Here is a 23610-nt window from a genome sequence, read left to right as displayed (position 1 = left end):
TGACCACGACCCGCATCCTCAACAAGGGCGGCTACGCGGTCCCCCACTGGCCGACCGAGTGGGGCGGCCAGGACTGGACGCCGATCCAGCACCACATCTGGCGCGAGGAGATGTCGCTCAACTTCGTCCCCGACCTGCTCCCCTTCAACGCTGGCATGGTGGGTCCGGTGATCGCGCAGTTCGGCTCACCGGAGCTGAAAGAGAAGTTCCTGCCGGCCACGGCCAACCTCGACATCTGGTGGTGCCAGGGCTTCTCGGAGCCGGAGGCCGGCTCGGACCTCGCCTCACTCAAGACCCGCGCCGTCCGCGACGGCGACCACTACGTCATCAACGGGCAGAAGACCTGGACCACGCTCGGCCAGTACGCCGACTGGATCTTCTGCCTCGCCCGGACTGACCCGGACGTGAAGAAGCAGGCGGGCATCAGCTTCTTCCTGTTCCCGATGGACACCCCCGGCGTCGAGCTGCGCCCGATCCAGCTGATCGACGGCAGCTACGAGGTCAACGAGGTCTTCTTCTCCGACGTCCGCGTTCCCGCGGAGTACCTCGTCGGCGAGGAGAACATCGGCTGGACCATCGCGAAGTTCCTCCTCGGCAACGAGCGCTCGGGCATCGCACGCGTCGGCTGGACCAAGACCAAGGTCGCCAAGGCCAAGGAGCTCGCCGCAGCCACGCGCACCCCGAACGGCTCCCTCCTCGACGACCCCGCGATCGCCGGCCGGCTCGCCGCCCTGGAGAACGAGCTGCTGGCACTCGAGGTCACCCAGCTGCGAGTGGTCGCAGGCTCCGCCGACGGCAAGCCGAACCCGGCGTCGTCGCTGCTGAAGCTGCGCGGTTCGCAGTTGCAGCAGGACGCGACCGAGCTGATCGCCGACATCGCAGGCCCGGACTCGCTGCCGGTGTCCGCGATCGACTCCGCCGCGGAGGGCGACATCGCCGACATCCTGAGCCCGGAGTGGGCACAGCTCGCGGTCCCCGCCTACCTGAACTACCGCAAGGTGACGATCTACGGCGGCTCGTCGGAGGTCCAGCGCCAGATCATCGACAAGGAAGTCCTCGGTCTGTGACCGCTCGCCCGACCCCCACCGCCCTTCCCCAGATCCACTAGGAACACCAATGGAATTCGAACTCTCCGAAGAACAGGTCATGCTGCGCGACACCGTGCGCGAGGTCCTGACCAAGAAGTACGACGTCGAGACGCTGCGCGCGGTCACCGACACCGAGCTCGGCTGGAGCCGCGAGGTGTGGAACTCGCTCGCCGAGATCGGCATCCTCGGCCTGGTCTTCGACGAAGCCGACGGCGGCACCGGCGCCGGACCGGAAGAACTCGCCCCCGTGATGGGCGAGTTCGGTGCGGCCATCGCGCCCGAGCCCTTCCTGGACGCTGTCGTCGTCCCCGGACTGCTGGTGAGCAAGACCGCCGACAGCGACGTCCGCGCCGACCTCATCGGCGGCCTCTCGTCGGGCGAGCGCCTGCTGGCCTTCGCTCACCACGAGAACGGCGACCGCTGGCCCACCTATGCCGTGGCGACGCAGTTCGCCGACGGCACGCTGTCCGGCACCAAGTCGCTGGTGGCGGCGGGCGACGTCGCCGACACCCTGGTGGTCTCGGCGCGCGACGCCGCGGGCGAGGTCGGCCTGTACCTGGTCGACGCGACCGCTGCGGGCGTCGACCGCACCGCCTATCGCACTCACGACCGCCGGCGCGGCGCCCAGATCGTCTTCGTCGACGCCCCGGCCACGCGACTCGGCTCGGGTGACGCCTCGGCCGTCATCGCCGACGTGGACGTTCTGACGCAGGCGGCGCTGGTCGCCGAGGCGGTCGGCGCGATGAAGGCGAGCCTCGACATGACCGTCGAGTACCTCAAGACGCGCAAGCAGTTCGGCGTACCGCTGGCGACCTTCCAGGCGCTGACCCACCGGGCGGCCGACATGTACGTCTCGTTGGAGCTGGCGAGCAGTCTTAGCGTCTACGCCACCGCGGCCCTCGCCGAGGGCCGCGTGGATCCGATCATCGCCTCGCGCGCCAAGCTCCAGGCGCTGCGTTCGGCTCGGCACATCGGCCAGGAGTCGATCCAGATGCACGGCGGCATCGGCATGACCGCCGAGTACCCGGTCGCCCACTTCGTGAGCCGACTGACCGCCATCGGCCACACCCTGGGCGACGCGGACAGCCACCTGCAGCGACTGTCCGCCTCCGTCGGCGATTGGGACATGGTCACCGTCGGCTGACTCGCCGATTCCGACCGGGATCCGCATCACACTCAAGGTGTGACCATGCGTCACATGCATTAGGGTGACCGACAACACGCGCCGTACTCCTCCGGCGCGCACAGAACGGAGACAGCCATGGCCGCACCCCTGATCGAAGACTCCATCGACATCGAAGCCAGCCCCGAGAAGGTCTGGTCGGTCGTCAGCGACCTGCGTCGCATGGGCGAGTGGAGCCCGCAGTGCAAGAAGATGATCATCTTCGGCGGCGACGTGAAGGTCGGCACCACGACCCTCAACGTGAACCGCCGCGGGCCGCTGGTGTGGCCCACCCGGTCGAAGGTGGTGACCTTCGAGCCGAACAAGGAGCTGGCGTTCAAGATCCTCGACAACCGCACCGTGTGGACGTTCCGCATCGAGCCGACGGAGACCGGAGTCCGGCTCACCGAGTCGCGCACCGTCCCCGCGGGCGGCACCTCCAAGATCTCGTCGACCCTGGTCGACAAGGTGCTGGGCGGTGAGAAGCCGTTCGAAGCCGAGCTGCAGGAGGGCATCCGCGAGACCCTCGGCAAGATCAAGCGCGCAGCCCAGGGCTGATCGCCGACCCCACCGGGCTCGAAGTCCGCATCGCCCTCCGACGGCCGCTCGCCGTCGGAGGGCGATGTGCGTCGGGGCATGCGGGCGGCGGCGATTAAGCTGGTCTTGTCGGTCGCGCCGTTTCGCGACCCCCGTTTACCTAGGAGCACACACCGGTGGCACGACGTCCCTCCCAACCCGATGACCGCGAAGGCCTGGCCCACGTCGTCGACCTGATCCGCGAGACCGTGCCGCCGCTGCACCCGCAGGGCATCCCGTTCGTGGCCGCGCCCGCCGCCGTCGCGCTGCTCGGCCGCAACCGCAAGTGGGTCGCCCGTCCGGCGATGGCCGCCGCCGCCGCGTCCGCGTTGTTCTTCCGACACCCGAGCCGCGTGCCGCCGACCGGCGCCGGACTGGTGGTCGCGCCCGCGGACGGCACCGTCGCACTGGTCGACGAGGCCGTCCCGCTGCCGGAACTCGGCATGGGCGACCAACCCGTCCCCCGCGTCTGCACCTTCCTCTCGGTGTTCGACGTCCACGTGCAGCGCGTGCCGATCGCCGGCCGCGTGCAGTCGGTGGTCCACACCCCGGGCAAGTTCCTCTCCGCTGACCTGCCCGCCGCCAGCAGCGAGAACGAGCGCACCGCGATGACCATCGCGACCGGCGACGGCACCGGCCCCGACGTCGGCGTCGTGCAGATCGCCGGCCTGCTGGCGCGCCGCATCGTCAACGACGCGGCGCCGGGCGACACCCTGGCCCTCGGTGACACCTACGGCCTCATCCGCTTCGGATCGCGCGTCGACCTGTACCTCCCGCAGGGCAGCACGGTGAAGGTCGCCTGCGGTCAGCGCGCCGTCGGTGCCGAGACGGTGCTCGCGGAGCTCCCCTGATGCCGCGGATCAGACCGCATCGGAGACCAGCCGACCGCCCTCGACGACGTCTCCGCCTCCCCTCGTCGGTGCGCCGCACCGAGGAGGACGCCCGCCGCCCACGGCGGTCGGTCGGCTCCGCCAGGGCCGGCCGGATGATCGTTCCGTCGACCCTCACCATCCTCGCGCTGTGCGCGGGCCTCACCGCCGTCCGTTCCGCGGACGCCGGAAACGTCGACCTCGCGATGGGGCTGCTGGTGCTGGCCGCGGTCTTCGACGGCATCGACGGTCGCGTGGCCCGAATGATGGATGCGACCACCAAGATCGGTGCCGAGCTCGACTCCCTGGCCGACGCCATCAACTTCGGCGTGGCCCCCGCGCTCATCGTCTACGCAGTGGTCTTGCGCGACAACCAGAGTTCGGCGGCGCAGGACTTCGGCTGGGTGGTGGCCCTGCTGTTCTGCGCTGCCATCGTGCTGCGCCTGGCGCGCTTCAACACCCTGCTCGACGACCACGACGCACCGCAGTACACCAAGGACTACTTCGTCGGCGTTCCCGCCCCGGCCGCGGCCGTGATGGCGCTGCTGCCGATCGGCCTGCAGCAGCACTTCGGCGAGGGCTGGTGGGTGTCGATGCCGGTGGTCGCGGCGTGGCTGCTGTTCATCGGGCTGCTCGCGGTGAGCCGTGTCCCGACACTGTCGATGAAATCGGCCAACATCCGTCCGAGCGCACTGGCAGGTCTGCTGTTCATCGTCGCCGCGGCGGCCGCGCTGATGTTCACCTTCCCCTACCTGTTGATGATCATCATCGTGTCGGCGTACCTGATTCACATCCCGTTCGCGTGGCGCAGCCAGCGCTGGGCCGCGGCTCACCACGAGCACTGGGACGCCCCCGCGCGCGACCGCCGACTGCAACGTCGCGATGAGCGCCGCCAGGCCGTCGCCGACGGCTCCCGTCGGCGAGTGATGCCGCAGCGTTCCACCGCCCGTCTCGGCCTGCGCCGCCCCCAAGGCCCCCGCGAGGACTGATGTCTCCAACGCTGACGCTCACCGCCCGCCTCAACACCTCGGCGGCCGACTCGCGCCGCGGTCTGGTGCGGGTGCACCCGGAGGTGCTCACCGCACTCTCGCTGCGGGAGTGGGACGCCGTCTCGCTGACCGGCGCTCGGGTGTCGTCAGCGGTGGTCGCCGCGGCGCCCGCCGACTCGCCCACCGGGCTGATCCTGCTCGACGACCTCACCTTCACCAACCTCGGCATCCGCGAGGACAGCGCCGTCGTGGTGGCTCCGGTCGTGGTCCACGGCGCCTCGCGCGTCACCGTCCGCGGGTCGCGTCTGGCGAGCGTCTCGGTGACCGAACCGACCCTGCGCCGCGCCCTGCTGGGCAAGGTGCTGAGCATCGGGGACACCGTTTCGCTGCTCCCCCGCGATCTCGGCCCCGAACTCACCGCGGCGGGCGCGACCGCGTCGCTGGCCCGGTCGGTCGGGATCACCTGGACCAACGAGCTGTTGACCGTGACCGCGACCGTCCCCGCAGGCCCGGTGAGCGTGCAGACCAACACCGCCGTGCTCTGGGAGGGCGAGAGTCGAGAAGGCGTCAACCGAGCCGTCGGCACGACCCCGACGGCATCAGCCGCGCCGGGCGCCGCTCCCCGCTCCGTGCCGCCGACCGGCACCGCGAACCCCGACACCCAGCCCACCCCCGACACCCAGCCGGAGCACCGCGTTCGTCCCGTGTCCGAGCTGGTCGGCGTCGACACGCAGGTGGCCCGCCTCGAGGAGTGGCTGGGCGTGACCCTCGACAACCCCGACGTGCTGCGCGCGCTCGGCGCCCAGCCGCGGCTGGGCGTGCTGCTGTCCGGGCCCTCCGGGGTCGGCAAGGCGACGCTCGTCCGGTCGGTCTGCGCGCACCGACCGCTGGCGGAGATCGACGGACCGTCGACGGGCGCGTTGGCCGCCGACGGTCGGCGCACCGCCGTCCAGGCCGCCGTCGCGACCCTGCCCGCGACCGGCGGGGTCCTCCTGGTGACCGATGTCGACAAGCTGCTGCCCGCCGAGTCCGATCCGGTGTCGACGCTGATCCTGCAGGACCTGCGCGACGCCATCGCCGGCGGCGCCGTCGCGCTGATCGCCACCACCTCCGACCCGGGCGGCCTCGACTCCCGTCTCCGCGAACCCGACCTCTGCGACCGCGAGTTGACGATCGGACTGCCCGACGCCGGTCAGCGCGCCAAACTCCTGGGCGCCATCCTCGCCGACGTCCCGACGCACGGCCGCCTCGATCTCGACACGATCGCGTCGCGGACGCCCGGCTTCGTCGCGGCCGACCTCGCCGCGCTGACCCGCGACGCCGCCCTGCGCGCCGCCTCCCGCGCCACCCGCGAGGAGACCGACGCCGAACTCCGCACCGAAGACCTGGTGGAGGCGCTCGGCGTCATCCGGCCGGCCTCCCGCCTCGAGTCTCCCGATGTGGCGCTCGGCTCCATCACCCTCGACGACGTCGGCGACATGGTGGAGACCCGTCAGGCGCTGACCGAAGCCGTGCTGTGGCCGCTGCAGCACCCGGACACCTTCACTCGCCTGGGCGTGGAACCGCCGCGCGGCGTCCTGCTCTACGGCCCGCCCGGCTGCGGGAAGACCTTCGTCGTCCGTGCGCTCGCCGCCTCGGGCCGACTGTCGGTGCACAGCGTCAAGGGCGCCGAACTGCTCGACAAGTGGGTCGGCTCGTCCGAGCGCGCGGTCCGCGACCTGTTCGCCCGGGCTCGAGCCAGCGCGCCGTCGCTGGTCTTCCTCGACGAGGTGGACGCCCTGGCCCCGCGGCGCGGCGGCTCCACCGACTCGGGCGTCGCCGACCGCGTGGTGGCGGCGCTGCTGACCGAACTCGACGGCGCCGAGCCGCTGAACGACGTCGTGGTGCTGGGCGCCACCAACCGGCCCGACCTCATCGACCCGGCGCTGCTGCGTCCCGGCCGACTGGAGCGACTGGTGTTCGTCCCACCGCCCGACGCCGCCGCCCGCGCCGACATTCTGCGCGCCGCGGGACGCAGCGTTCCGCTGTCCGGAGTCGATCTCGACGACCTCGCCGCCGAACTCGACGGCTACTCGGCCGCCGACTGCTCGGCGCTGCTGCGCGAAGCCGCGCTGGCCGCCATGCGACGGGACATCGATGCCGCGACCGTCACCGCCGCGGATGTCGAGACCGCTCGGGCCGCCGTACGACCGTCGCTGGATCCGGACCAGGTGGCCGAACTCGAGGCGTACGCGGCGCGTCGCGCCGAATAGTGTCGCGCGCCCGGATCCCGTCCGGGAAAGACTCGTGTCGGCGAGCTCACAGTGGTATGAATTACTTGGAACCCCAAGTAATTGGTTCGGCGCCGCAGTGCGCCGAACGGCGCGACGCTCGCTAAGGAGCCCCCACCATGAGCACTGGATTCAGCGATGCCACCACCACCGCTATCGACACCGCGCGGTCGTACACCGTCGGCGATCTGCTGCGTCGCACCGCGCTGCGCGCCCCGACCAAGACCGCGCTCATCAACGGCGACACCTCGCTGACCTTCGCCGAGTTCGACGCCGCCGTGAATCGTTGCGCCAACGCGCTCACCGCGCACGGCCTCGCCAAGGGCGATCGACTGGCGCTGGTGAGCCACAACTGCTGGCAGTTCGCCGTCCTGACCTTCGCGAGCGCCCGCCTCGGAGCCATTCTGGTGCCGATCAACTTCGGCTTGGGCGCCGACGAGATCGCTTTCATCCTCGACCACTCGGGCTCGACCATCGTCGTCGCCGAAGACGCTCTCGCCGGGACCGTCGGCGCCGCGATCGACGCATCGTCACGCACCGACGTCGTCCGTGCGACGATCGGCCTGGCGGGCACACCGGTCGACGGCTGGGAGGACATCGCGGACTGGATCACCCACCCCGATGCCACTGCGCCGCAGGTGCTCGTGCGCGACGACGACCCGCTGCGGATGATGTTCACCTCCGGCACCGAGTCGCGACCGAAGGGCGTTCTGCTGTCGTCGAAGTCGTTGGTGTCGCAGTACGTGTCATGCATCGTCGACGGCGGCATGACCTCCGACGACATCGAGATCCACTCGCTGCCGCTGTATCACTGCGCGCAGCTCGACTGCTTCCTGTCGGTCGACGTCTACCTGGGCGCCACCAGCATCATTCTGCCGAGCCCCGAACCCGCCGCGCTGCTGGCAGCGGTCGAGGCGCACGGTGCCACCAAGCTGTTCTGCCCGCCGACCGTCTGGATCTCACTCCTGCGCCACCCCGATTTCGACACCCGCGACCTCTCGTCGCTGCGCAAGGGCTACTACGGGGCGTCGCCGATGCCGGTCGAGGTGCTGCGCGAGTTGGGTGAGCGACTGCCCGACGTGCTGTTCTGGAACTTCTACGGCCAGACCGAGATGTCACCGCTGGCCACCATCCTGCAACCGCACGAGCAGATCCCCCACGCCGGTTCGGCAGGACGCGCGTCGCTGAACGTCGAGACGATCGTCGTCGACGACGAGGGCAATCCGCTGCCGGTCGGCCAGGTCGGCGAGATCGTGCACCGCAGCCCCCACGCCTGCCTCGGCTACTACAACGACGAGGAGAAGACGGCCGCGGCGTTCGCCGGCGGCTGGTTCCACTCCGGCGACCTCGGAAAGTTCGACGCCGACGGCTACCTGTCGGTGGTCGACCGCAAGAAGGACATGATCAAGACCGGCGGCGAGAACGTCGCCTCGCGCGAGGTCGAAGAAGCGATCTACCTGCTCGACGGCGTCGCCGAAGTGGCGGTCTTCGGCGTTCCGCATCCGAAGTGGATCGAGGCGGTGACCGCCGTCGTGGTCCCGAAGGACGGCGTCACCCTCACCCAGGCGCACGTCGACGCGCACGTCGAAAGCGTGCTGGCGCCGTACAAGCGACCCAAGTACGTGATCTTCGCCGAGGCCCTCCCGAAGAACCCGTCGGGCAAGATCCTCAAGAAGAACCTGCGGGTGGCGCACGAGTCGGTCGCCACCGGCTAGTTCCCCGCGCGCGCGGCACTCAGGTGCCGGCGGCGCTGTCCGGCTCGACGGGTGCCGCGGTCGTCCTACCCGGGCATCGCCGGGGCGGTGGTCTCCGGGACGACCGGGGCGGTCGTGGTGGACTCGGACGGCTGCTGGTTCGGATTCTGGCGATCGGTGTTCTGGCGATCTGGGCGCTGGCCGTCGCGACCCGGCATGTCTTCCGGATTCATCCGCCAGCGCATGCCGGGCCCGAACTCGCCCTTCTCGCCGGTGTGGCCGTGCATCCGCTCGCCGCGCTCGTGGTGCGAGCCCCGGTCGCCGCCTTCGTCGTACCCGGCGAGGTAGCCGAGACCGAACGCGACGCCGATTACGGCGAGGACCCCGACACCTGCGCCGGCGTACAGCCACGACCGCTTCACCGAAACATGCTTGCCGGTGCCGTTGTCGGCGACGGCGGGCGCAGGAACCGCCGCGGCGGAGGGGTCACCGGACGCGATTGGCGCGGTCGGTGCGGCGTCCGGCTGCGTGTCGGCCGGCTCGCGAGTCCCCTCAGAGAAGTTCTGGGTGGGCTCGTTGGGGTCGGTCATGGAACGATCCTCTCGGTGACGTCAGCAACCGGGTGTCGCTGTCGAAACCCATGGAACTCCTCGAACCTGGCAATCAGCTGCCAGCCGGGTACCGGTTTCCTGCCGGTTCCGACCGCCGCCCGAGTCTCGCCGAAGCCGCAGTCTCCCCGAGGCCCGCAGTCTCGCCCGCCCTAGCCCGCGACGCTGACCTGGTAGATCACCGTCGACGCTCCGGCCGCCGCATCCGCCGACAGCCCGACGTTGACCCACAGTTGTTTGCCGTCGACGTCTTTGCTGAGCAGCACCGACTTCGACGCGGGCTCGTCGACGCGGGAGGATTCGGTGAATCCCTCGTCGGTCAGCTTCGCGACCGCGTTGGTGAGCGCATTCCCGTCGCCGGCCCGAGCCTGAATCGTCACCTGCCATCGCGGCGACTCGCCGGAGGAGGTCAGGATGGCGCCGTCGACCACCTGAATCTGCGACGGGAAGTCGGCAGGCAGTTTCACCGTGCCGTCGTCGGGTTCCTCGTCGGATCCGCAGGCCACCAGAACGGTGCCCGCGCACAGGATGATCAGCGCCGTTTCCAGCAGTCTCCGAAAATGCTTCATACCCGAAACGGTAAGGTAGTCCGCAGCGTCTCGTCGCCACGACACCCCGCCCATCCACCTCGTCACCAGTCGGAGTGCCCTTTTGATTCAGGTATTGATCGCCCTGTTCGTCAGTGCGCTCATCGCACCTCCGATCATCAAAGCCATGGGCTCGCGCGGCTTCTATCTTCTTGCCCTGGCTCCAGCCGGCGGCCTGGCCTGGGTGATCTCCCACTGGCCCGACCCCGGCGCCCCGCCACGCGTCGAGACCATCAGCTGGATCCCCAGTCTGAGCATGGACATCACCCTGCGGTTCGACACGCTGGCCGCCGTGATGTCGGTGCTGATCCTGGGGGTCGGGGCCCTGGTCCTGATCTACTGCGCCAACTACTTCGACGAGATGCGCCGACGCATCGCCGTCTTCGGCGGCGAACTGGTGGCCTTCGCCGGCGCCATGTTCGGTCTCGTCGTCAGCGACAACACGCTGGTGATGTACGTCTTCTGGGAAGCGACGACGGTCCTGTCGTTCATGCTCGTCGGCTTCTACGCGGTCCGCGCCACCTCGCGTCGCGCCGCCACGCAGGCGCTGCTGGTCACCACGTTCGGCGGCCTGGCGATGCTCGTCGGCCTCATCATGCTCGGTCAGCGCACCGGCAGCTATCTGTTGTCGGACCTGCTCGCGGACCCGCCGCCCGGGGGCGTCTATGTCAGCGTCGCGGTGGTCCTGATCCTGGTCGGCGCGCTCTCGAAGTCGGCCATCGTGCCGTTCCACTTCTGGCTCCCCGGCGCCATGGCCGCGCCCACCCCGGTCAGCGCCTACCTGCACGCCGCCGCCATGGTGAAGGCGGGCATCTACCTGGTCGCCCGTCTGGCTCCCGCGTTCGCACCGCTCCTCGCGTGGCAGATCCCGGTGATCGCGCTCGGCATGCTGACGATGATCCTCGGCGGCTGGCGATCGTTGCGCGAACTCGACCTCAAACTCATCCTCGCCTTCGGCACGGTCTCCCAGCTCGGCTTCATCACCGTCCTGGTGGGCATCGGCGACGCCAACGTCGCGATGGCCGGACTGGCGATGGTGGTCGCACACGCCATGTTCAAGGCCTGCCTGTTCATGGTCGTCGGCATCATCGACCACTCCACGGGCACCCGCGACATCCGCAAGCTCGCCCGCCTCGGCCACCGACTGCCCGCACTCGCGCTGATCGCGAGCGTGGCAGGGGCCAGCATGGCGGGCCTGCCGTTCACGTTCGGCTTCGTCGGCAAGGAGACGGCCTTCGCCAGCGTGTGGGACACCGGAGCGCTCCCGCCTCTGCAACGCCACGCCATCGACGTGGTCCTGCTGGTCGGCTCGATCCTCACCTTCGCCTACACCACCCGCTTCCTCTGGGGCGCCTTCGGCCGCAAGGTTCGCGCGCTCCCGACGCGTGCCGTCGCCCAACTCGAGCAGCCGACGACGATGTTCCTGCTGCCTCCGGCCGTGCTCGCGACGACCGGTGTGATCGGCGCCTTCGCCTCCGGCTGGATCGGCAAGTACTTCGAACCGTACGCGGAGAATCTGCCGTCCTACGGCCACGACCTCGAGCACCTGGCGCAGTGGCACGGGTTCGGCCTCCCCGTGGTGTTCTCGATCATCGTGGTGGTCGGCGGTTACGGACTGTTCGTCTTCCTGCGTGCTCGTCGAGCCCACGTCTTCGTGCATCCGCCGAGGCTCAATGCCGACCGGATCTACGACAGCGCGCTGCGGGGCGCGGACAATCTCTCGCTCTGGGTCACGCGCAACACCCAACGCGGTTCGCTGCCGATCACGCAGGGCGTCATCCTCTCGACCGCGGTGCTCTTGCCGACCGTCGTCCTGTTCCTCGGCAGCCGCGACGGACTGCGCGTCCGCGGTTTCGACACACCCGCCGAGGTGGTCATCGGCGCGATCATGATCGCCGCGGCGATCGCGACCGCCATCCTCCGCAACCGCCTTGCCGGGCTCCTCACCCTCGGTGTGACCGGCTACGGCTGCGGTGTGCTGTTCGCCCTCTACGGCGCCCCCGATCTCGCGCTGACTCAGTTCCTGGTCGAGAGCCTCACCCTGGTGGTCTTCGTCCTGGTTCTGCGCAAGCTCCCGTCGGAGGCGACCTTGAAGCAGAAGACCGGGCACCAGCCGATCCGCATAGCGATCGCCCTCGCCTTCGGCGCGATGCTGGTGCTGGTCGGCCTGTTCGCCGCCGCGGCTCGCTCCACCGAACCCCTCAACGTCTATCTCGGCGACGCGGCATACGAGTTCGGTCACGGCGCCAACGCGGTCAACGTGCTGCTGGTCGACATCCGCGCGTGGGACACCATCGGCGAGGTCTCGGTCCTCATCGTCGCGGCCACGGGCGTGGCGTCGATGCTGTTCCGCAGCCGCCGTTTCGGCGCCGTCCCACGCGTCACCGACGACCAGCTCGCCGCGCGGCGCAACGGCGACGAGAGCTTCCACGGCCGCACCACCTGGCTGCGCGGCAGTGAGATGCGCGATCCCAACCAGCGGTCGCTGATCCTGGAGGCCACCACTCGCCTGGTGTTCCCCACGCTGGTGGTGCTGTCGGCGTATTTCTTCTTCGCAGGCCACAACGCACCGGGCGGCGGCTTCGCCGGCGGTCTGGTGATGGGGTTGGCACTGGTGCTGCGCTACCTCGCCGGCGGTCGCTACGAGCTCGGCGAGGCCCTGCGCGTAGAAGCAGGCACCGTCCTCGGAGCCGGACTCGCCATCTCGGCCACCACCGCCGCGGTGTCGCTGTTCCTCGGCGCCCCGGCGCTCTCGTCGGCCACCTTCGATCTGACGTTGCCGGTGTTCGGCGAGTTCCATCTGGTCACCGCGCTGTTCTTCGACCTCGGCGTCTATCTGATCGTGGTCGGCCTCGTCGTCGACATCCTGCGCAGCATCGGCGCGCGACTCGACGTCTCCGACGCTGATTTCGAAGCGCTGATGGCCGAGGCCGGAGACGACTCCCCGACCAGCCCGGCGGAGGCCAAGCAATGACGGTGAATCTCGGACTGATGATCGTCGTCGGCCTCATGGCCGCGGCGGGCGTGTACCTGCTGACCGAACGCAGCCTGATCCGGATGCTGTTCGGCCTGCTGTTAGTCGGCAACGCGCTCAACCTGATGATCATCGTGCTGGCCGGTCCGCCGGGACACCCGCCGATCCGCGGCCGGGAATCCGAACGACAGTCCTTCGACGCCGACCCGCTGGCCCAGGGCATGGTGCTCACCGCGATCGTGATCACGCTCGGCATCGCCGCGTTCGTGCTCGCGGTCACCTATCGCCTGTTCCGTATCAACCAGGCCGCCGAAGAAGAGGCCGCGCTCACCGGCCAGGAGATCCCGACCGACGCCGTCGACGACGAACTCGGCGACGACGAAGAGGACATCAAGATCCTCTCGCGCGACCCGGACTCGGTCCCGGACCAAGACCGCAGCGACGATCCGACCACCGGCGCGGACACCGTGGCCGGCGACCTGTTCGACCGACGCGGCAACCCGATGACCGCGGAGGAGTTCATCGCAGCGCACGTGAACGTCCACGAACCGGACCTGATGCCCCAGGACGCCGACATCCTCGAGCTGCTGCCTGACGACGGCGACGAGATGCCGCCCGACAGCGACACCGACCACCCTGACACCGACGATCCCGAGGCGGAGGTGAACCGATGATTCCCCAGTCGTCCTGGATTCCCGTCCTGATCGTCCTGCCGACCCTGGTGCCCCTGCTGGGCGCCGCCGTCACGCTGCTGGCCGCCCGCAGCGCGCGGGTGCAGCGCGTGGTGACCGTCACGGCCATCGCGATCGCGCTGATCGCGTCGTGCATGATGCTGTATCTGACCGCCGGTCACGGCACCTACGCGGTGACCATCGGCGGCTGGGACGGCCGCGGCCTGGTCAACACCCCGCTCGGCATCACCCTGGTGGCCGACCGGTTGGCCGCGCTGATGCTGGTGATCTCCCTGACCGTCTTGATCTGCGTCGTCGTGTACGCCATCGGGCAGGGCATCCGGGACGGCACCACTGAACAGCCGGTGTCGATCTTCCTGCCGAGCTATCTGATTCTGACCGCGGGCGTCTGCAACTCGTTCCTCGCGGGCGACCTGTTCAACCTGTACGTCTCGTTCGAGGTGCTGCTGGCCGCCAGCTTCGTGCTGCTGACCCTCGGCGCGAGCGCCGACCGCGTCCGCGCCGGTGCGTCGTACATCATGGTCTCGATGGTGTCGTCGCTGATCTTCCTGGCGGGCATCGCCTTCGCCTACGCGACGACCGGCACATTGAATCTGGCGGAGATGGCCGTGCGCCTCGACACGGTGCCCGACGGCACCCGCAACGCCCTGTTCGCGGTGCTGTTGGTCGCCTTCGGGATCAAGGCGGCGGTCTTCCCGCTGTCGACCTGGCTGCCGGACTCGTACCCGACCGCTCCGGCGCCCGTCACGGCCGTGTTCGCCGGGCTCCTCACGAAGGTCGGCGTGTACGCGCTGATCCGCACGCATTCGCTGCTGTTCCCCGGCGGCACCATGGACGCCCTGCTGATGGTCGCAGGCCTGCTGACGATGCTGATCGGCATCTTCGGCGCCATCGCGCAATCGGACGTGAAACGTCTGTTGTCGTTCACCCTCGTCAGCCACATCGGCTACATGGTCTTCGGCATCGCGGTGGGCTCGGAACTGTCGACGTCGGCGGCGATCTACTACGTGGCCCACCACATTCTGGTGCAGACCACGCTGTTCCTGGTGGTCGGGCTCATCGAACGCCAGGCCGGATCGTCGTCGCTGCGCCGCCTGGGCGGGCTCATCGCCAGCCCGCTGCTCGCCGGCATGTTCCTGATCCCCGCCCTAAACCTCGGCGGCATCCCACCGTTCTCCGGGTTCATCGGCAAGGTGGCGCTGCTGGAGGCCGGCGCGCAGGACGGCTCGGTCCTGGCCTGGATTCTGGTCGGCGGCTCCGTGGTCACCAGCCTGCTGACCCTGTATGTCATGGCCCGCATCTGGACCAAGGCCTTCTGGCGGGCCCGCGCCGACGCCCCCGAGGGGGCGATGGCGTCCAGCACCGCGTCGGCCCTGATCGAGGAGGGTGAGGACGTTCTGCTCTCCGAGCGCGAAGACGTGGGCCGGATGCCCGTGACGATGGTCGTGCCGACCATGGCGATGGTCGCCGCAGGCCTCGCCCTGACCGTGTGGGGAGGTCCGATGTTCGACTTCACCGACGATGCGTCGTCCGGTGTCCTGGATCGGAGTCAGTACATCTCCACCGTCCTGCAGAACTCCGACGCCGCCGGCGCCTCGAACGGAGGCCCGCGATGACGACACCCCCGTTCCCCGATCGTCCGCATGCCAAGCCGGTCGGCAAGCGGCCGGTCGCGGCGTTCTTCGGCAATCTGTGGCGCGTGCTGCTGGTCGGTTTCGCCTGGCCCGCGGTCAAGTCGTACGTCTGGCTCGCCACCAACCTGCGAACGCCCAAGTGGATCGGCGGGTCGCTGCGCGAGGCGGGCCTGCGGCTGTGGGGCTTCGCCTGGCTCACCTTCGTGTGGGTGCTGCTCTGGGGCGACATCACCTGGGGGAACATCATTGCGGGCGCGGGCATCGCGCTGGCCGTGATGGTCCTGCTGCCGCTCCCCCGCGTCGCCGTCGAGGGCCGCTTCCACCCGCTGTCCGCGATCAAACTGATCGCGACGATGCTGTACAACTTCTTCATCTCGAGCGCCCAGGTGGCCTGGGCGTCCGTGACCCCCGGGCCGCCGCCGCTCGGTTCCGTGGTCCGCGTGCACATGGCGATCAAGTCCGACCTCACGCTCACCCTCGCGGTCGACTACATCAACCTGGTGCCGGGCACCATGGTCGTCGAGATCGACCAGGAGGCGCGGATGCTCTACATCCACGTCTTCGACGTCCGCAAGGAGAAGTACATCGACGAGTTCCTGAGCCAGATGGCTTACGTCGAGCGGCAGTTCATCAAGACCTTCGAACGCGACGACGAGTGGAACCCCAGCCCGTTGCACGGCATCGACGACGACTACCACCACGTTCCGTTCGCCGACCGCCAGCGCGTCGCCGACCAGGAACAGGCCCGAAAGGAGAAGCGATGACCGTCGTCTGGATCATCAGCGCCACCCTGCTACTGGCCGCCGCCGCACTCACCGCCTACCGGACGCTCCGCGGGCCGACCACCGTCGATCGCCTCGTCGGCGTCGACGCGCTCGTCGCCATCGCGATCTGCGGGCTGTCGGTGTGGGTGGCGTACACCGCCGACACCACGGTGGTCCCCGGGATCGTGGCGCTGAGCCTGGTCGGGTTCATCGGCTCGGTGTCGGTCGCCCGCTTCCGAGTGAGGGACAACCAACTGTGATCGTCGACATCATCGCGGCAGTCCTCATCCTCACCGGATCGCTGCTCGCCTTCACCGCGGCCATCGGCATCGTCCGCTTCCCGGACACCCTCAGCCGGATGCACGCCGCCACCAAACCGCAGACCTTCGGCATGATCCTGGTGCTGATCGGCGCCTTCATCAAGCTCGAAGGCCATCCCGACGGCGGCATGCTGGTCCTCACCGGACTCTTCACGCTGATCACCGCACCCGTCGTCGCCCAGCGCGTCGGCCGTCTCGTCTATCGGGAGCAGGCGCTCGGCGAGAAGGTCGTCGACGAGGACGACCTCGCCGCCCGCAACTGCTGACGAAGGCCCGTCAACCGATCTCCGCGACCACCGAATCGACCACGTCGCGCAGGTTCCCGGTCGATTCGAAGACCGCCCGCTGACGCTGGTAGCTGGCGCCGTCGACGATGATGTCGGCGACCGCTGCGAGCTCGTCGCTGCAGCCTAGGGAGGCCGCCACCGGCTCGAGCCGGACCAACAGCTCCGCGATGTCCTCGGTGACCAGCCGCTCGGAGCAGTCCGAGTCCTGAATGATGATCGCGTCGAGGCCGTAGCGCGCCGCGCGCCACTTGTTCTCCTGGACCAGCCAGGGCGCCATCTGCGGGAGCGTCTCGCCCGCGGTCAGGCGGCGGTCCAGGTCGACGATCAAGCAGTGCGTGAGGGCGACGATCGCGGCCAGTTCACGTCGATTCGAGACGCCGTCGGAGACCCGGACCTCGATGGTCCCCAGGTTCGGGGAGGGTCGGATGTCCCAGCGGATCTCATTGAGGTGATCGATGATGCCGGTGGTCTTCTGATCGTGGACGAAGTGCTCGAACTCCGACCACCGCTCGAACTGGAACGGCAGTCCCGCCGTCGGCAGCTGTTGGAACATCATCGCCCGGTTGCTGGCGTAACCGGTGGCATGGCCCGCCCACATCGGCGACGACGCCGACAGCGCCAGCAGGTGCGGGTAGTACTGCAGCATCGACGACAGGATCGGCAGCACCTTGTTCCGGTCGTCGATGCCGACGTGCACGTGGACGCCCCAGATGAGCATCTGCCGTCCCCACCACTGGGTGCGCTCGATCAGCTCGGCGTAGCGGTGGCCTTCGGACAGCTGCTGGGCCGACCACTCCGCGAACGGATGCGTGCCCGCGCCGTAGAGGTCGACGCCGATGTCGTCGCAGAGCCCGCGGACCACCTCGAGCGAGTCGCCGAGATCGTCCATCGCCTCACCGACGGTGGTGCAGATTCCGGTGACCAACTCGACGGTGTTGCGGAGCAGTTCACGATGGATCTTGCTCTTCTGCCCGCCCGCTCGCGCGTCGACGAGGCGAAACAGCTCGTCGGCCGCATTCGACAGATCACGCGTGGTCTTGTCGACCAGCGCGAGCTCCCACTCCACGCCCAACGTGGGCGCCGGAGACGGGGTGAAGGCGATGCTCGCCGGGGACGTCATGTCGTCCCGTGCAGCTAGCTGGTCTGGCGCAGGACACCGCAGGCGAGGCGCGGAGCTTCGTCACCGCCGCCGGCGAGGTCGTGCAGGATGAGCGCCTTGCCGCGGATCTGCTCGACGGTGAACGCGTCCGTGGTGTAGCTGGCGGTGGCGGTGCCGTCCTTGAGGACGTTCATCGTCATCAGGTCGCCGCTCTCGGGCTTCTCGGTGCGACCGTTCACCTGAAGGTGTCCACCGGCGCTGGTGAAGTTGGTGTCGGCCTCGCACTTGCCCACCGAGTGGATGTGCAGACCGTGCTCGCCGGGCTTGACGCCGGTGACGCGCGCAGCGACCTTGACCGCGCTGCCGTCCTGCGAGAAGCTCACGAATCCGACGTTGTTGCCCTCTTTGTTGGTCAGCGTGGCGCTGGCCGAGTTCGCGGCGTCGGGGATGTGATCCTCGTTCACGACCTCGCCGGGGGCGACCTGATCGCCGGTCACGACGGCGGGGGTGGTTCCCGGCACGTCGGAGGGATGCTCGTTCGGGGTGCAAGCCGACAGCGCGAGGGCCACGCCGCCCGCTGCGGCGACGGCCGCAATGACGCGAACACTCGAAGCGCGGTTGGTGCTACGGACGGTCATGTGTGCTCCTTAGTCGGTCGGCAAACGCGAGCTGAGCTTCCACTCCACTCGCGCGGGACTGTTGCCGGGATCGCCAATGATTTCTCTTCGTCAATGATTATGACCGGTCCACCCGGCGCGCGTGCTACCGGCTCACCACGACGACCGCCAACTCGCCCAAGCAGCGCGTGAAAACGTCGGGACGCGGGTTCAATTCGGCGCCCCCGGGGACCGCTTCGGCCACCTTCTTCGCGCCCTCTTCCTGGTCCGGCGTGTAGAAGATGGTGTTCTCGCTGACGCTCGCGGTGCTGAGGTTCTCCGCGGTGCTCACCGTGAAGCCCTTTGCCGTCAGCTCGTCTTTCACCTCACCGGCGAGTCCGGTCACGTTGCCTGCATTGAGCACGCAGATCGAGGGCACGCCCTCGACGGGCGTCGCCGCCGTGCTCGTGGTGCTCTCAGGTGCCTTCGATGTGGTCGCGGCCTCGTGCTTGGTGGACTCCGCGGCCGCCTCGGCGCTCTGCCCGGCAGCCTTGAGACCGGCATCGGGGTCATCGCCGCTGGTCGTCAACTGATGGATTCCGAGACCCAGGCAGGTGACAGCGATCGCCAAAAGCAACATGGCACCCGCGCGCAGCGGAAGACGATTGGTTTCTCGATCAGCGTTCATCACTGGCAACTCTAACGCACCGGCGCCTCAGACAGCCCGATCGGCGGCACGAGTCCGCCGGGGAGGAATCAGGTGATCTCGAACCCGAGTCGACGGGCCGCGCGCGCCTTCTGACGGGACGCGCGGAGCCGGCGCAGACGCTTCACCAGCATCGGGTCTGCCGCCAACGCCTCCGGGCGATCCACCAGCGCCCCGAGGATCTGGTAGTAGCGAGTGGCCGAGAGGCTGAACAATTCCTTGATCGCGTCTTCCTTGGAGCCGGCGTACTTCCACCACTGGCGCTCGAAGGACAGGATCTCCCGCTCACGGCGTGACAATCCGTCCGGACCGATCTCGTGCGGATCGAGCGGGGCCTGATCGTGGGCGCCGTCGATGGTCGCGGGATCGATGGCAGAGGGATCGTCGCCCTTGGGGCTACGCGCTGTTGCGCCGCTCATTTCGCTCCTCAAACAGCCGAACCTTTTCAACTGCACACCGTGTCCGCAGCAGTCTCCCGGCGGACGAATGACATCGGTGTGGTTCCGCCGATCATCTAACCACGATCGACGCGCCCCCTCCCGCCGACGCACCGCAGTCGCAGCGATCTGCCGGGGCAGTAGAATCTGCACTCATGGCAATTCTCCCGATCTGCATCATCGGTGAACCGGTCCTGCATCAGCCGACCACCCCCGTCGAGCTCGACACGGACAACAAGCCCTCCGCCGAGATCGTCGGGCTGCTGGACGACATGTACGAGACGATGGACGCCGCGAACGGCGTCGGTCTCGCGGCGAATCAGGTCGGCAAGGGTCTCCGGATGTTCGTGTACGACTGCCCGGACGGTGGCGTGCGTCGCCGCGGCGAGGTGATCAACCCGATCCTGGAGACCTCGGAGATCCCCGAGACCATGCCCGACCCCGACGACAACGACGAGGGTTGCCTGTCCGTTCCCGGTGAGGGCTTCCCCACCGGTCGCGCAGACTGGGCCAAGGTGGTCGGCACCGACCGCAACGGCGACGCCGTCGAGATCGAGGGCAACGGCTTCTTCGCGCGCATGCTCCAGCACGAGACCGGCCACCTGGACGGCTTCCTCTATGTGGACGTCCTCGTCGGGCGCAATGCCCGCGCCGCGAAGAAGGCCGTCAAGCGGAACGGCTGGGGCAAGCCCGGACTGTCGTGGACCCCCGGCACCGTCACCGATCCGTTCGGCCACGACGACTGAGATGACCGCGGCGTCGCGTCGTCCGCAGCCGGCGGTCGGAGACCGGGTGGTCATCCGCTACCGGCTGGGCGGCGACGCGCCCGCCGACTGGCGGCAGGCACCGAATCCGCCGGTCGTCTCGGGGCCCACCCAGTCGGACATCACCGGAATCCTCCGCGAGCGCTCCGACGAGGTCCTGGTCGTGGAACGCGACGGCGAACTGCACCGGCTGCCGATGGTCGCGATCTCGTCGGTGAGACTCCTGTCCCGCCGGGTGGTCCGGAACTCGGAGATCCGCGAGGTGGAGCGCACCCTGATGGCGGCCGCCCCCGCAGCCGAGCACGGTGCGGTCGAGGGCTGGCTGGTCAACGCCGCGCCCGATGGTGCCGCCGCCAGTCTCCGGTCCACGGTCGGCGCGCCGATCGAATTCGGCTCCACCGCTGCGGGACTGCCCGAAGTGGTCGCGTGGCTGACCGTTCGCGGCCTCCCGGCCCGGCTGCTGATCGCCGACCGCCTCCTGCGTACGTCGGCCCTGGGTACGACACCGACGACCAGCGAGGCCTACGAGGTGCTGGTTGGTCCCGAACTCGATGACCCCGAACCCGATGACCCGGAACCCGATGAGGATGCACCGGCTGGTGACTTGTCGCTCATCGCCGACGGGGTGGCTGCGGTCACCGTCCGCGTCGACGACGACCGCTCGCGAACGGCGTGGCGACGACTCGGCTTCGAACTGCATCACACCTGCCACCTGCTGACCCTGTGACCCGGCCCGCCACTGTGACCCGGCCCGCCAACGCGGCCCGAAGGATCGCCGAGGTGATGAATTACGGTGGACGGCGATGTCGAAATCGCAGACCGCCCCGGAACTGACCCGACGACGGACCATCGCGTCCGTTCTCGGAGTAATCGCACTCATCGCGGTGATCGCGTTCACCTGGTGGATCGACGGGCAGGAGAGCACCGACGAGGCCCCCGCCGCGGCCGCGCAGTCGTCGGTCGCGGCCGATGCGCCGAGCACCGCAGTGCCCTCGACCCAGACCACCGGACCCCGGACCACCGGGCAGAAGAACGCACCCAAGCCCGGCCCCAAGCCGGCCTCCAAGGTTCCCGCGCGCGTCACGCAGACCCTCGAGGAGATCGACTCGGGTCGCTGGCCCGCGTCTGCCGAGGCCCCGGGGACCCGCGGCGGCGACACCTTCCGCAACCGCGAGGGCAGGCTGCCCGCCCGCACCGCGAACGGGCAGCGGATCTCGTATAAGGAATGGGACGTCAACCCCAAGAAGCCGCGCAGCGGACGCGACGCCGAACGCATCGTGACCGGGAGCGACGGCTCCGCCTGGTACACCCTCGACCACTACCAGACCTTCACCCAGATCAGAGGACCGTCCGCATGACCGCAGCGCTTCCGGCCGACTTCCTGACCGCGGGCCCAGGCACGGCCCTGACGACCGGCGACGTCGACACCCACCGCACCGGTGCCCTCGTCCGACGACTGTCGGGCACCGCGATGCGGACCGTCGACGGACTGTACGACGCGTTCGCGGCCGCCTGGGACTTCCCCGACCACTTCGGGTTCAACAAGGACGCGTTCGACGACGTCATCGGCGATCTGCCTGCGGGCCTGCGAACGTCGACCGGCGGCGTCGCGACCGGCTTTCTGACGGTGATCGACCACGCCGAGGAGTTGCTCGCCGACGCCACCGACGACGACCGCGCCTGGTTCGCGACGTCGCCCCCGTTCTGGCGCGAGCGCTGCGAGCGCGACGGCCGCGGCTTCGGCATCGTGCTGCTGGCCGACGAGGGTGCGGCGGACGGGGTCGAGCAACGGTGGCGAGCCGCCGACGGCGACCTGCTGCGGCTCCGGCAGGATTGACGGCATGCGCCTCGCGACGTGGAACGTGAACTCGATCCGCGCCCGATCCGAACAGGTCGTGGCATGGATGAACCGGCATGCGATCGATGTGCTCGCGATGCAGGAGACCAAGTGCCCCGACGACCAGTTCCCGGTGATGAGCTTCATCGCGCACGGGTACGACGTCGCCTTCCACGGGACCGGTGGATACAACGGGGTGGCGATCGCCTCGCGGATCGGCCTGCACGACATCCACATCGGTTTCGACGGGCAGCCGCAGTACGACGGGCAGACCGAGGCCCGCGCCATCTCCGCCCTGTGCGGCGGCGTCCGGGTGTGGAGCCTGTACGTGCCGAACGGTCGCGAACCCGGACATCCGCATCTCCAGTACAAGCTCGACTGGCTCAGTGCCCTGGCAGACGTCACCTCGCTGGAGCTCTCCCACGACCCCGCATCGCAGGTTGCGCTGGCAGGCGACTGGAATGTCGCGCCCACCGACGAGGACGTGTGGGATCCCGCGTACTTCGAGAACCGCACCCACACCTCCGACGACGAGCGCGCCGCCTTCGCTCGCTTCGTCGACTCCGGTTTCAGCGACAGCGCCGCGCCGTACACTCCGGGCCCCCACTGCTATACGTTCTGGGACTACCAATCGGGCCGCTTCGCTCGCAACGAGGGCATGCGGATCGACTTCGCCCTCTGCTCGCCCGCCCTCGACGACCGCGTCCACGATGCGTTCATCGACCGCAACGCCCGCGCCGCTGAAGGCGCCAGCGACCACGCTCCGGTGGTCTTCGATCTCAGCTGACCTGAGAAGGACCGAGTCAAGGAGGAATCAGGTGCAAGCATTCGACGATGAGCGGTGGCATTCCGACGGGGAATTCCCTGCCGATCTGCCGGCGACCGCCGCAGCCACCCACATCGGGATGTTCCTCGCGTGGTGCGCCGACACCGGCCTCCTCGCGCAGACCTCCGCCGTCGCCGAGCACGTGGCGGCACTGCGCTCGCGCGAGATCACGCCGGGCGCGTTCGCCCTCGCGGCCTTCGGGGGCGCCTTCAGCGCCGACGACCTGACCGACGAGGGCGCGGAGTTCGCCGCCGTCTATTACGGTTACCCGGACGAGGACGACGTCCGGGAACTCGCCTTCGACGTCGATTACGTCGACGAGTTCATCGACGACGGCGACACGATCTTCCACGTCCCGGACAGTTGGTCGTCGTACGACCGGATCGCGGCGGTTCTCACCGCCCGCTTCACCGAATGGGACAACGCGGGTCGCCCGACCGCCGACTAGTCGAGAGCTCCCGAGGCCCTCACACCGCGACGGGGGCGAGCGGCACCATGCCGGGGTGCGCGTCCAGGAAGTGTTTGGTGAACGTGCAGAGGGGACGGACCCGGAGACCGTTCTCCCGCATGTACTGCATGGCCTGGCCGGTCAACCTGGTCGCGAGGCCGTGGCCGCTGTACTCGTCGTACAGCACCGTGTGGAGGATCGTGATGACCGGCCCTCCGGACTCCTGATCGACCCGGTAGCCCAGCACGCCGACGAGGTCACCCGCCACCCAGAGCTCGAATCGCTCGCGGTCGGGATTGTGTTCGACCTGCGAGATCTGCTGCAGCAGGGAACGCGCGGACTGCGGCGGGTGAGAATGACGAGCCTTGCGATGCATATGTCCT

At 69.0% G+C, this 23610-nt stretch carries 26 protein-coding genes; 19 read left to right on the top strand and 7 right to left on the bottom strand.

The window, feature by feature from the left end; translation table 11 throughout:
• The 7 genes from GX543_RS12380 to GX543_RS12350 all read left to right on the top strand — a co-directional run.
• Positions 1-1067 (top strand): acyl-CoA dehydrogenase family protein (locus tag GX543_RS12380; RefSeq protein ID WP_290852240.1); only part of this gene is annotated, 1067 nt, incomplete at its 5' end.
• 49 nt (positions 1068-1116) lie between these two features.
• Entirely contained in the window at positions 1117-2232 is a 1116-nt protein-coding gene (locus GX543_RS12375; protein ID WP_290852239.1) for an acyl-CoA dehydrogenase family protein, read from the top strand.
• A gap of 117 nt (positions 2233-2349) precedes the next feature.
• On the top strand, positions 2350-2808 hold the full coding sequence (locus GX543_RS12370) for an SRPBCC family protein (RefSeq protein ID WP_290852238.1): 459 nt from the start codon (positions 2350-2352) through the stop codon (positions 2806-2808).
• 155 nt (positions 2809-2963) lie between these two features.
• Positions 2964-3677: a phosphatidylserine decarboxylase gene (locus GX543_RS12365; RefSeq protein ID WP_290852236.1), complete on the top strand. Its 714-nt coding sequence runs from the start codon at positions 2964-2966 to the stop codon at positions 3675-3677.
• Entirely contained in the window at positions 3677-4684 is a 1008-nt protein-coding gene (locus GX543_RS12360) for a phosphatidylcholine/phosphatidylserine synthase (RefSeq protein WP_290852235.1), read from the top strand. Before GX543_RS12365 ends, GX543_RS12360 begins: the two co-directional genes overlap by 1 nt.
• Positions 4684-6936, top strand: coding sequence for an AAA family ATPase (locus GX543_RS12355; protein WP_290852234.1), 2253 nt, complete (start codon positions 4684-4686; stop codon positions 6934-6936). The genes GX543_RS12360 and GX543_RS12355 overlap by 1 nt, the downstream gene beginning before the upstream one ends.
• Before the next feature lie 137 nt (positions 6937-7073).
• A complete protein-coding gene (locus GX543_RS12350) occupies positions 7074-8669 on the top strand; it encodes an acyl-CoA synthetase (protein WP_290852233.1) in 1596 nt (531 codons plus the stop codon).
• Positions 8670-8734: 65 nt separating this feature from the next.
• On the opposite strand, the gene GX543_RS12345 is transcribed toward GX543_RS12350, so the two are convergent.
• Both GX543_RS12345 and GX543_RS12340 read right to left on the bottom strand, forming a co-directional pair.
• Positions 8735-9238 (bottom strand): hypothetical protein, encoded by a 504-nt coding sequence (locus GX543_RS12345; protein WP_290852232.1) that lies wholly within the window; start codon positions 9236-9238, stop codon positions 8735-8737.
• Positions 9239-9408: 170 nt separating this feature from the next.
• The gene (locus tag GX543_RS12340) at positions 9409-9825 is read right to left on the bottom strand and encodes a hypothetical protein (protein WP_290852230.1); all 417 of its coding nucleotides are present in this window, start codon (positions 9823-9825) and stop codon (positions 9409-9411) included.
• An 82-nt stretch (positions 9826-9907) separates the two neighbouring features.
• Between GX543_RS12340 and GX543_RS12335 the strand changes: the two genes are divergently transcribed.
• The 6 genes from GX543_RS12335 to mnhG are packed head-to-tail and all read left to right on the top strand — an operon-like array spanning position 9908 to position 16493.
• Complete coding sequence (locus tag GX543_RS12335) at positions 9908-12817, top strand: Na+/H+ antiporter subunit A (RefSeq protein WP_290852228.1); 2910 nt, start codon at positions 9908-9910, stop codon at positions 12815-12817.
• Positions 12814-13491, top strand: coding sequence for a Na(+)/H(+) antiporter subunit C (locus GX543_RS12330; protein WP_290852226.1), 678 nt, complete (start codon positions 12814-12816; stop codon positions 13489-13491). Before GX543_RS12335 ends, GX543_RS12330 begins: the two co-directional genes overlap by 4 nt.
• A complete protein-coding gene (locus GX543_RS12325) occupies positions 13488-15125 on the top strand; it encodes a Na+/H+ antiporter subunit D (RefSeq protein WP_290852225.1) in 1638 nt (545 codons plus the stop codon). The genes GX543_RS12330 and GX543_RS12325 overlap by 4 nt, the downstream gene beginning before the upstream one ends.
• Positions 15122-15907 carry a Na+/H+ antiporter subunit E gene (locus GX543_RS12320; RefSeq protein ID WP_290852224.1) on the top strand — a complete coding sequence of 262 codons (786 nt, stop codon included), beginning with the start codon at positions 15122-15124 and terminating at the stop codon, positions 15905-15907. Before GX543_RS12325 ends, GX543_RS12320 begins: the two co-directional genes overlap by 4 nt.
• Complete coding sequence (locus GX543_RS12315) at positions 15904-16167, top strand: monovalent cation/H+ antiporter complex subunit F (RefSeq protein ID WP_290852222.1); 264 nt, start codon at positions 15904-15906, stop codon at positions 16165-16167. The genes GX543_RS12320 and GX543_RS12315 overlap by 4 nt, the downstream gene beginning before the upstream one ends.
• Positions 16164-16493 (top strand): monovalent cation/H(+) antiporter subunit G, encoded by a 330-nt coding sequence (gene mnhG, locus GX543_RS12310; RefSeq protein ID WP_290852221.1) that lies wholly within the window; start codon positions 16164-16166, stop codon positions 16491-16493. The genes GX543_RS12315 and mnhG overlap by 4 nt, the downstream gene beginning before the upstream one ends.
• 10 nt (positions 16494-16503) lie before the next feature.
• Here the strand turns inward: mnhG and GX543_RS12305 are convergent, their stop codons facing one another.
• From GX543_RS12305 to GX543_RS12290, 4 genes are all read right to left on the bottom strand, one after another.
• The gene (locus GX543_RS12305; protein WP_290852220.1) at positions 16504-17634 is read right to left on the bottom strand and encodes a glutamate--cysteine ligase; all 1131 of its coding nucleotides are present in this window, start codon (positions 17632-17634) and stop codon (positions 16504-16506) included.
• A 14-nt stretch (positions 17635-17648) separates the two neighbouring features.
• Positions 17649-18251 (bottom strand): superoxide dismutase family protein, encoded by a 603-nt coding sequence (locus GX543_RS12300; RefSeq protein WP_290852219.1) that lies wholly within the window; start codon positions 18249-18251, stop codon positions 17649-17651.
• A 124-nt stretch (positions 18252-18375) separates the two neighbouring features.
• Complete coding sequence (locus tag GX543_RS12295) at positions 18376-18897, bottom strand: LytR C-terminal domain-containing protein (protein ID WP_290852218.1); 522 nt, start codon at positions 18895-18897, stop codon at positions 18376-18378.
• Positions 18898-18965: 68 nt separating this feature from the next.
• Positions 18966-19334 carry a DUF3263 domain-containing protein gene (locus GX543_RS12290; protein ID WP_290852216.1) on the bottom strand — a complete coding sequence of 123 codons (369 nt, stop codon included), beginning with the start codon at positions 19332-19334 and terminating at the stop codon, positions 18966-18968.
• A gap of 173 nt (positions 19335-19507) precedes the next feature.
• On the opposite strand from GX543_RS12290, the gene GX543_RS12285 reads away from it, so the two are divergent.
• From GX543_RS12285 to GX543_RS12260, 6 genes are all read left to right on the top strand, one after another.
• A complete protein-coding gene (locus GX543_RS12285) occupies positions 19508-20098 on the top strand; it encodes a peptide deformylase (RefSeq protein ID WP_290852213.1) in 591 nt (196 codons plus the stop codon).
• Between the two features lies 1 nt (position 20099).
• Entirely contained in the window at positions 20100-20843 is a 744-nt protein-coding gene (locus tag GX543_RS12280) for a GCN5 family acetyltransferase (protein WP_290852211.1), read from the top strand.
• A gap of 76 nt (positions 20844-20919) precedes the next feature.
• Positions 20920-21474, top strand: a complete 555-nt coding sequence (locus GX543_RS12275; protein ID WP_290852209.1) for a ribonuclease domain-containing protein — start codon at positions 20920-20922, stop codon at positions 21472-21474.
• Positions 21471-21953, top strand: a complete 483-nt coding sequence (locus GX543_RS12270) for a barstar family protein (protein ID WP_290852207.1) — start codon at positions 21471-21473, stop codon at positions 21951-21953. The genes GX543_RS12275 and GX543_RS12270 overlap by 4 nt, the downstream gene beginning before the upstream one ends.
• A 4-nt stretch (positions 21954-21957) precedes the next feature.
• On the top strand, positions 21958-22740 hold the full coding sequence (locus tag GX543_RS12265) for an exodeoxyribonuclease III (protein WP_290852205.1): 783 nt from the start codon (positions 21958-21960) through the stop codon (positions 22738-22740).
• 31 nt (positions 22741-22771) lie between these two features.
• Positions 22772-23227: a hypothetical protein gene (locus tag GX543_RS12260; RefSeq protein WP_290852202.1), complete on the top strand. Its 456-nt coding sequence runs from the start codon at positions 22772-22774 to the stop codon at positions 23225-23227.
• 19 nt (positions 23228-23246) lie between these two features.
• On the opposite strand, the gene GX543_RS12255 is transcribed toward GX543_RS12260, so the two are convergent.
• A complete protein-coding gene (locus tag GX543_RS12255) occupies positions 23247-23603 on the bottom strand; it encodes a GNAT family N-acetyltransferase (RefSeq protein WP_290852200.1) in 357 nt (118 codons plus the stop codon).
• Between the last annotated feature and the right edge of the window lie 7 nt (positions 23604-23610).

The organism is Gordonia sp. (in: high G+C Gram-positive bacteria), assembly GCF_012515855.1.
In the GTDB taxonomy this organism is placed as follows: Bacteria; Actinomycetota; Actinomycetes; order Mycobacteriales; family Mycobacteriaceae; genus Gordonia.
This window is presented reverse-complemented; position numbering and strand designations above follow the sequence as displayed.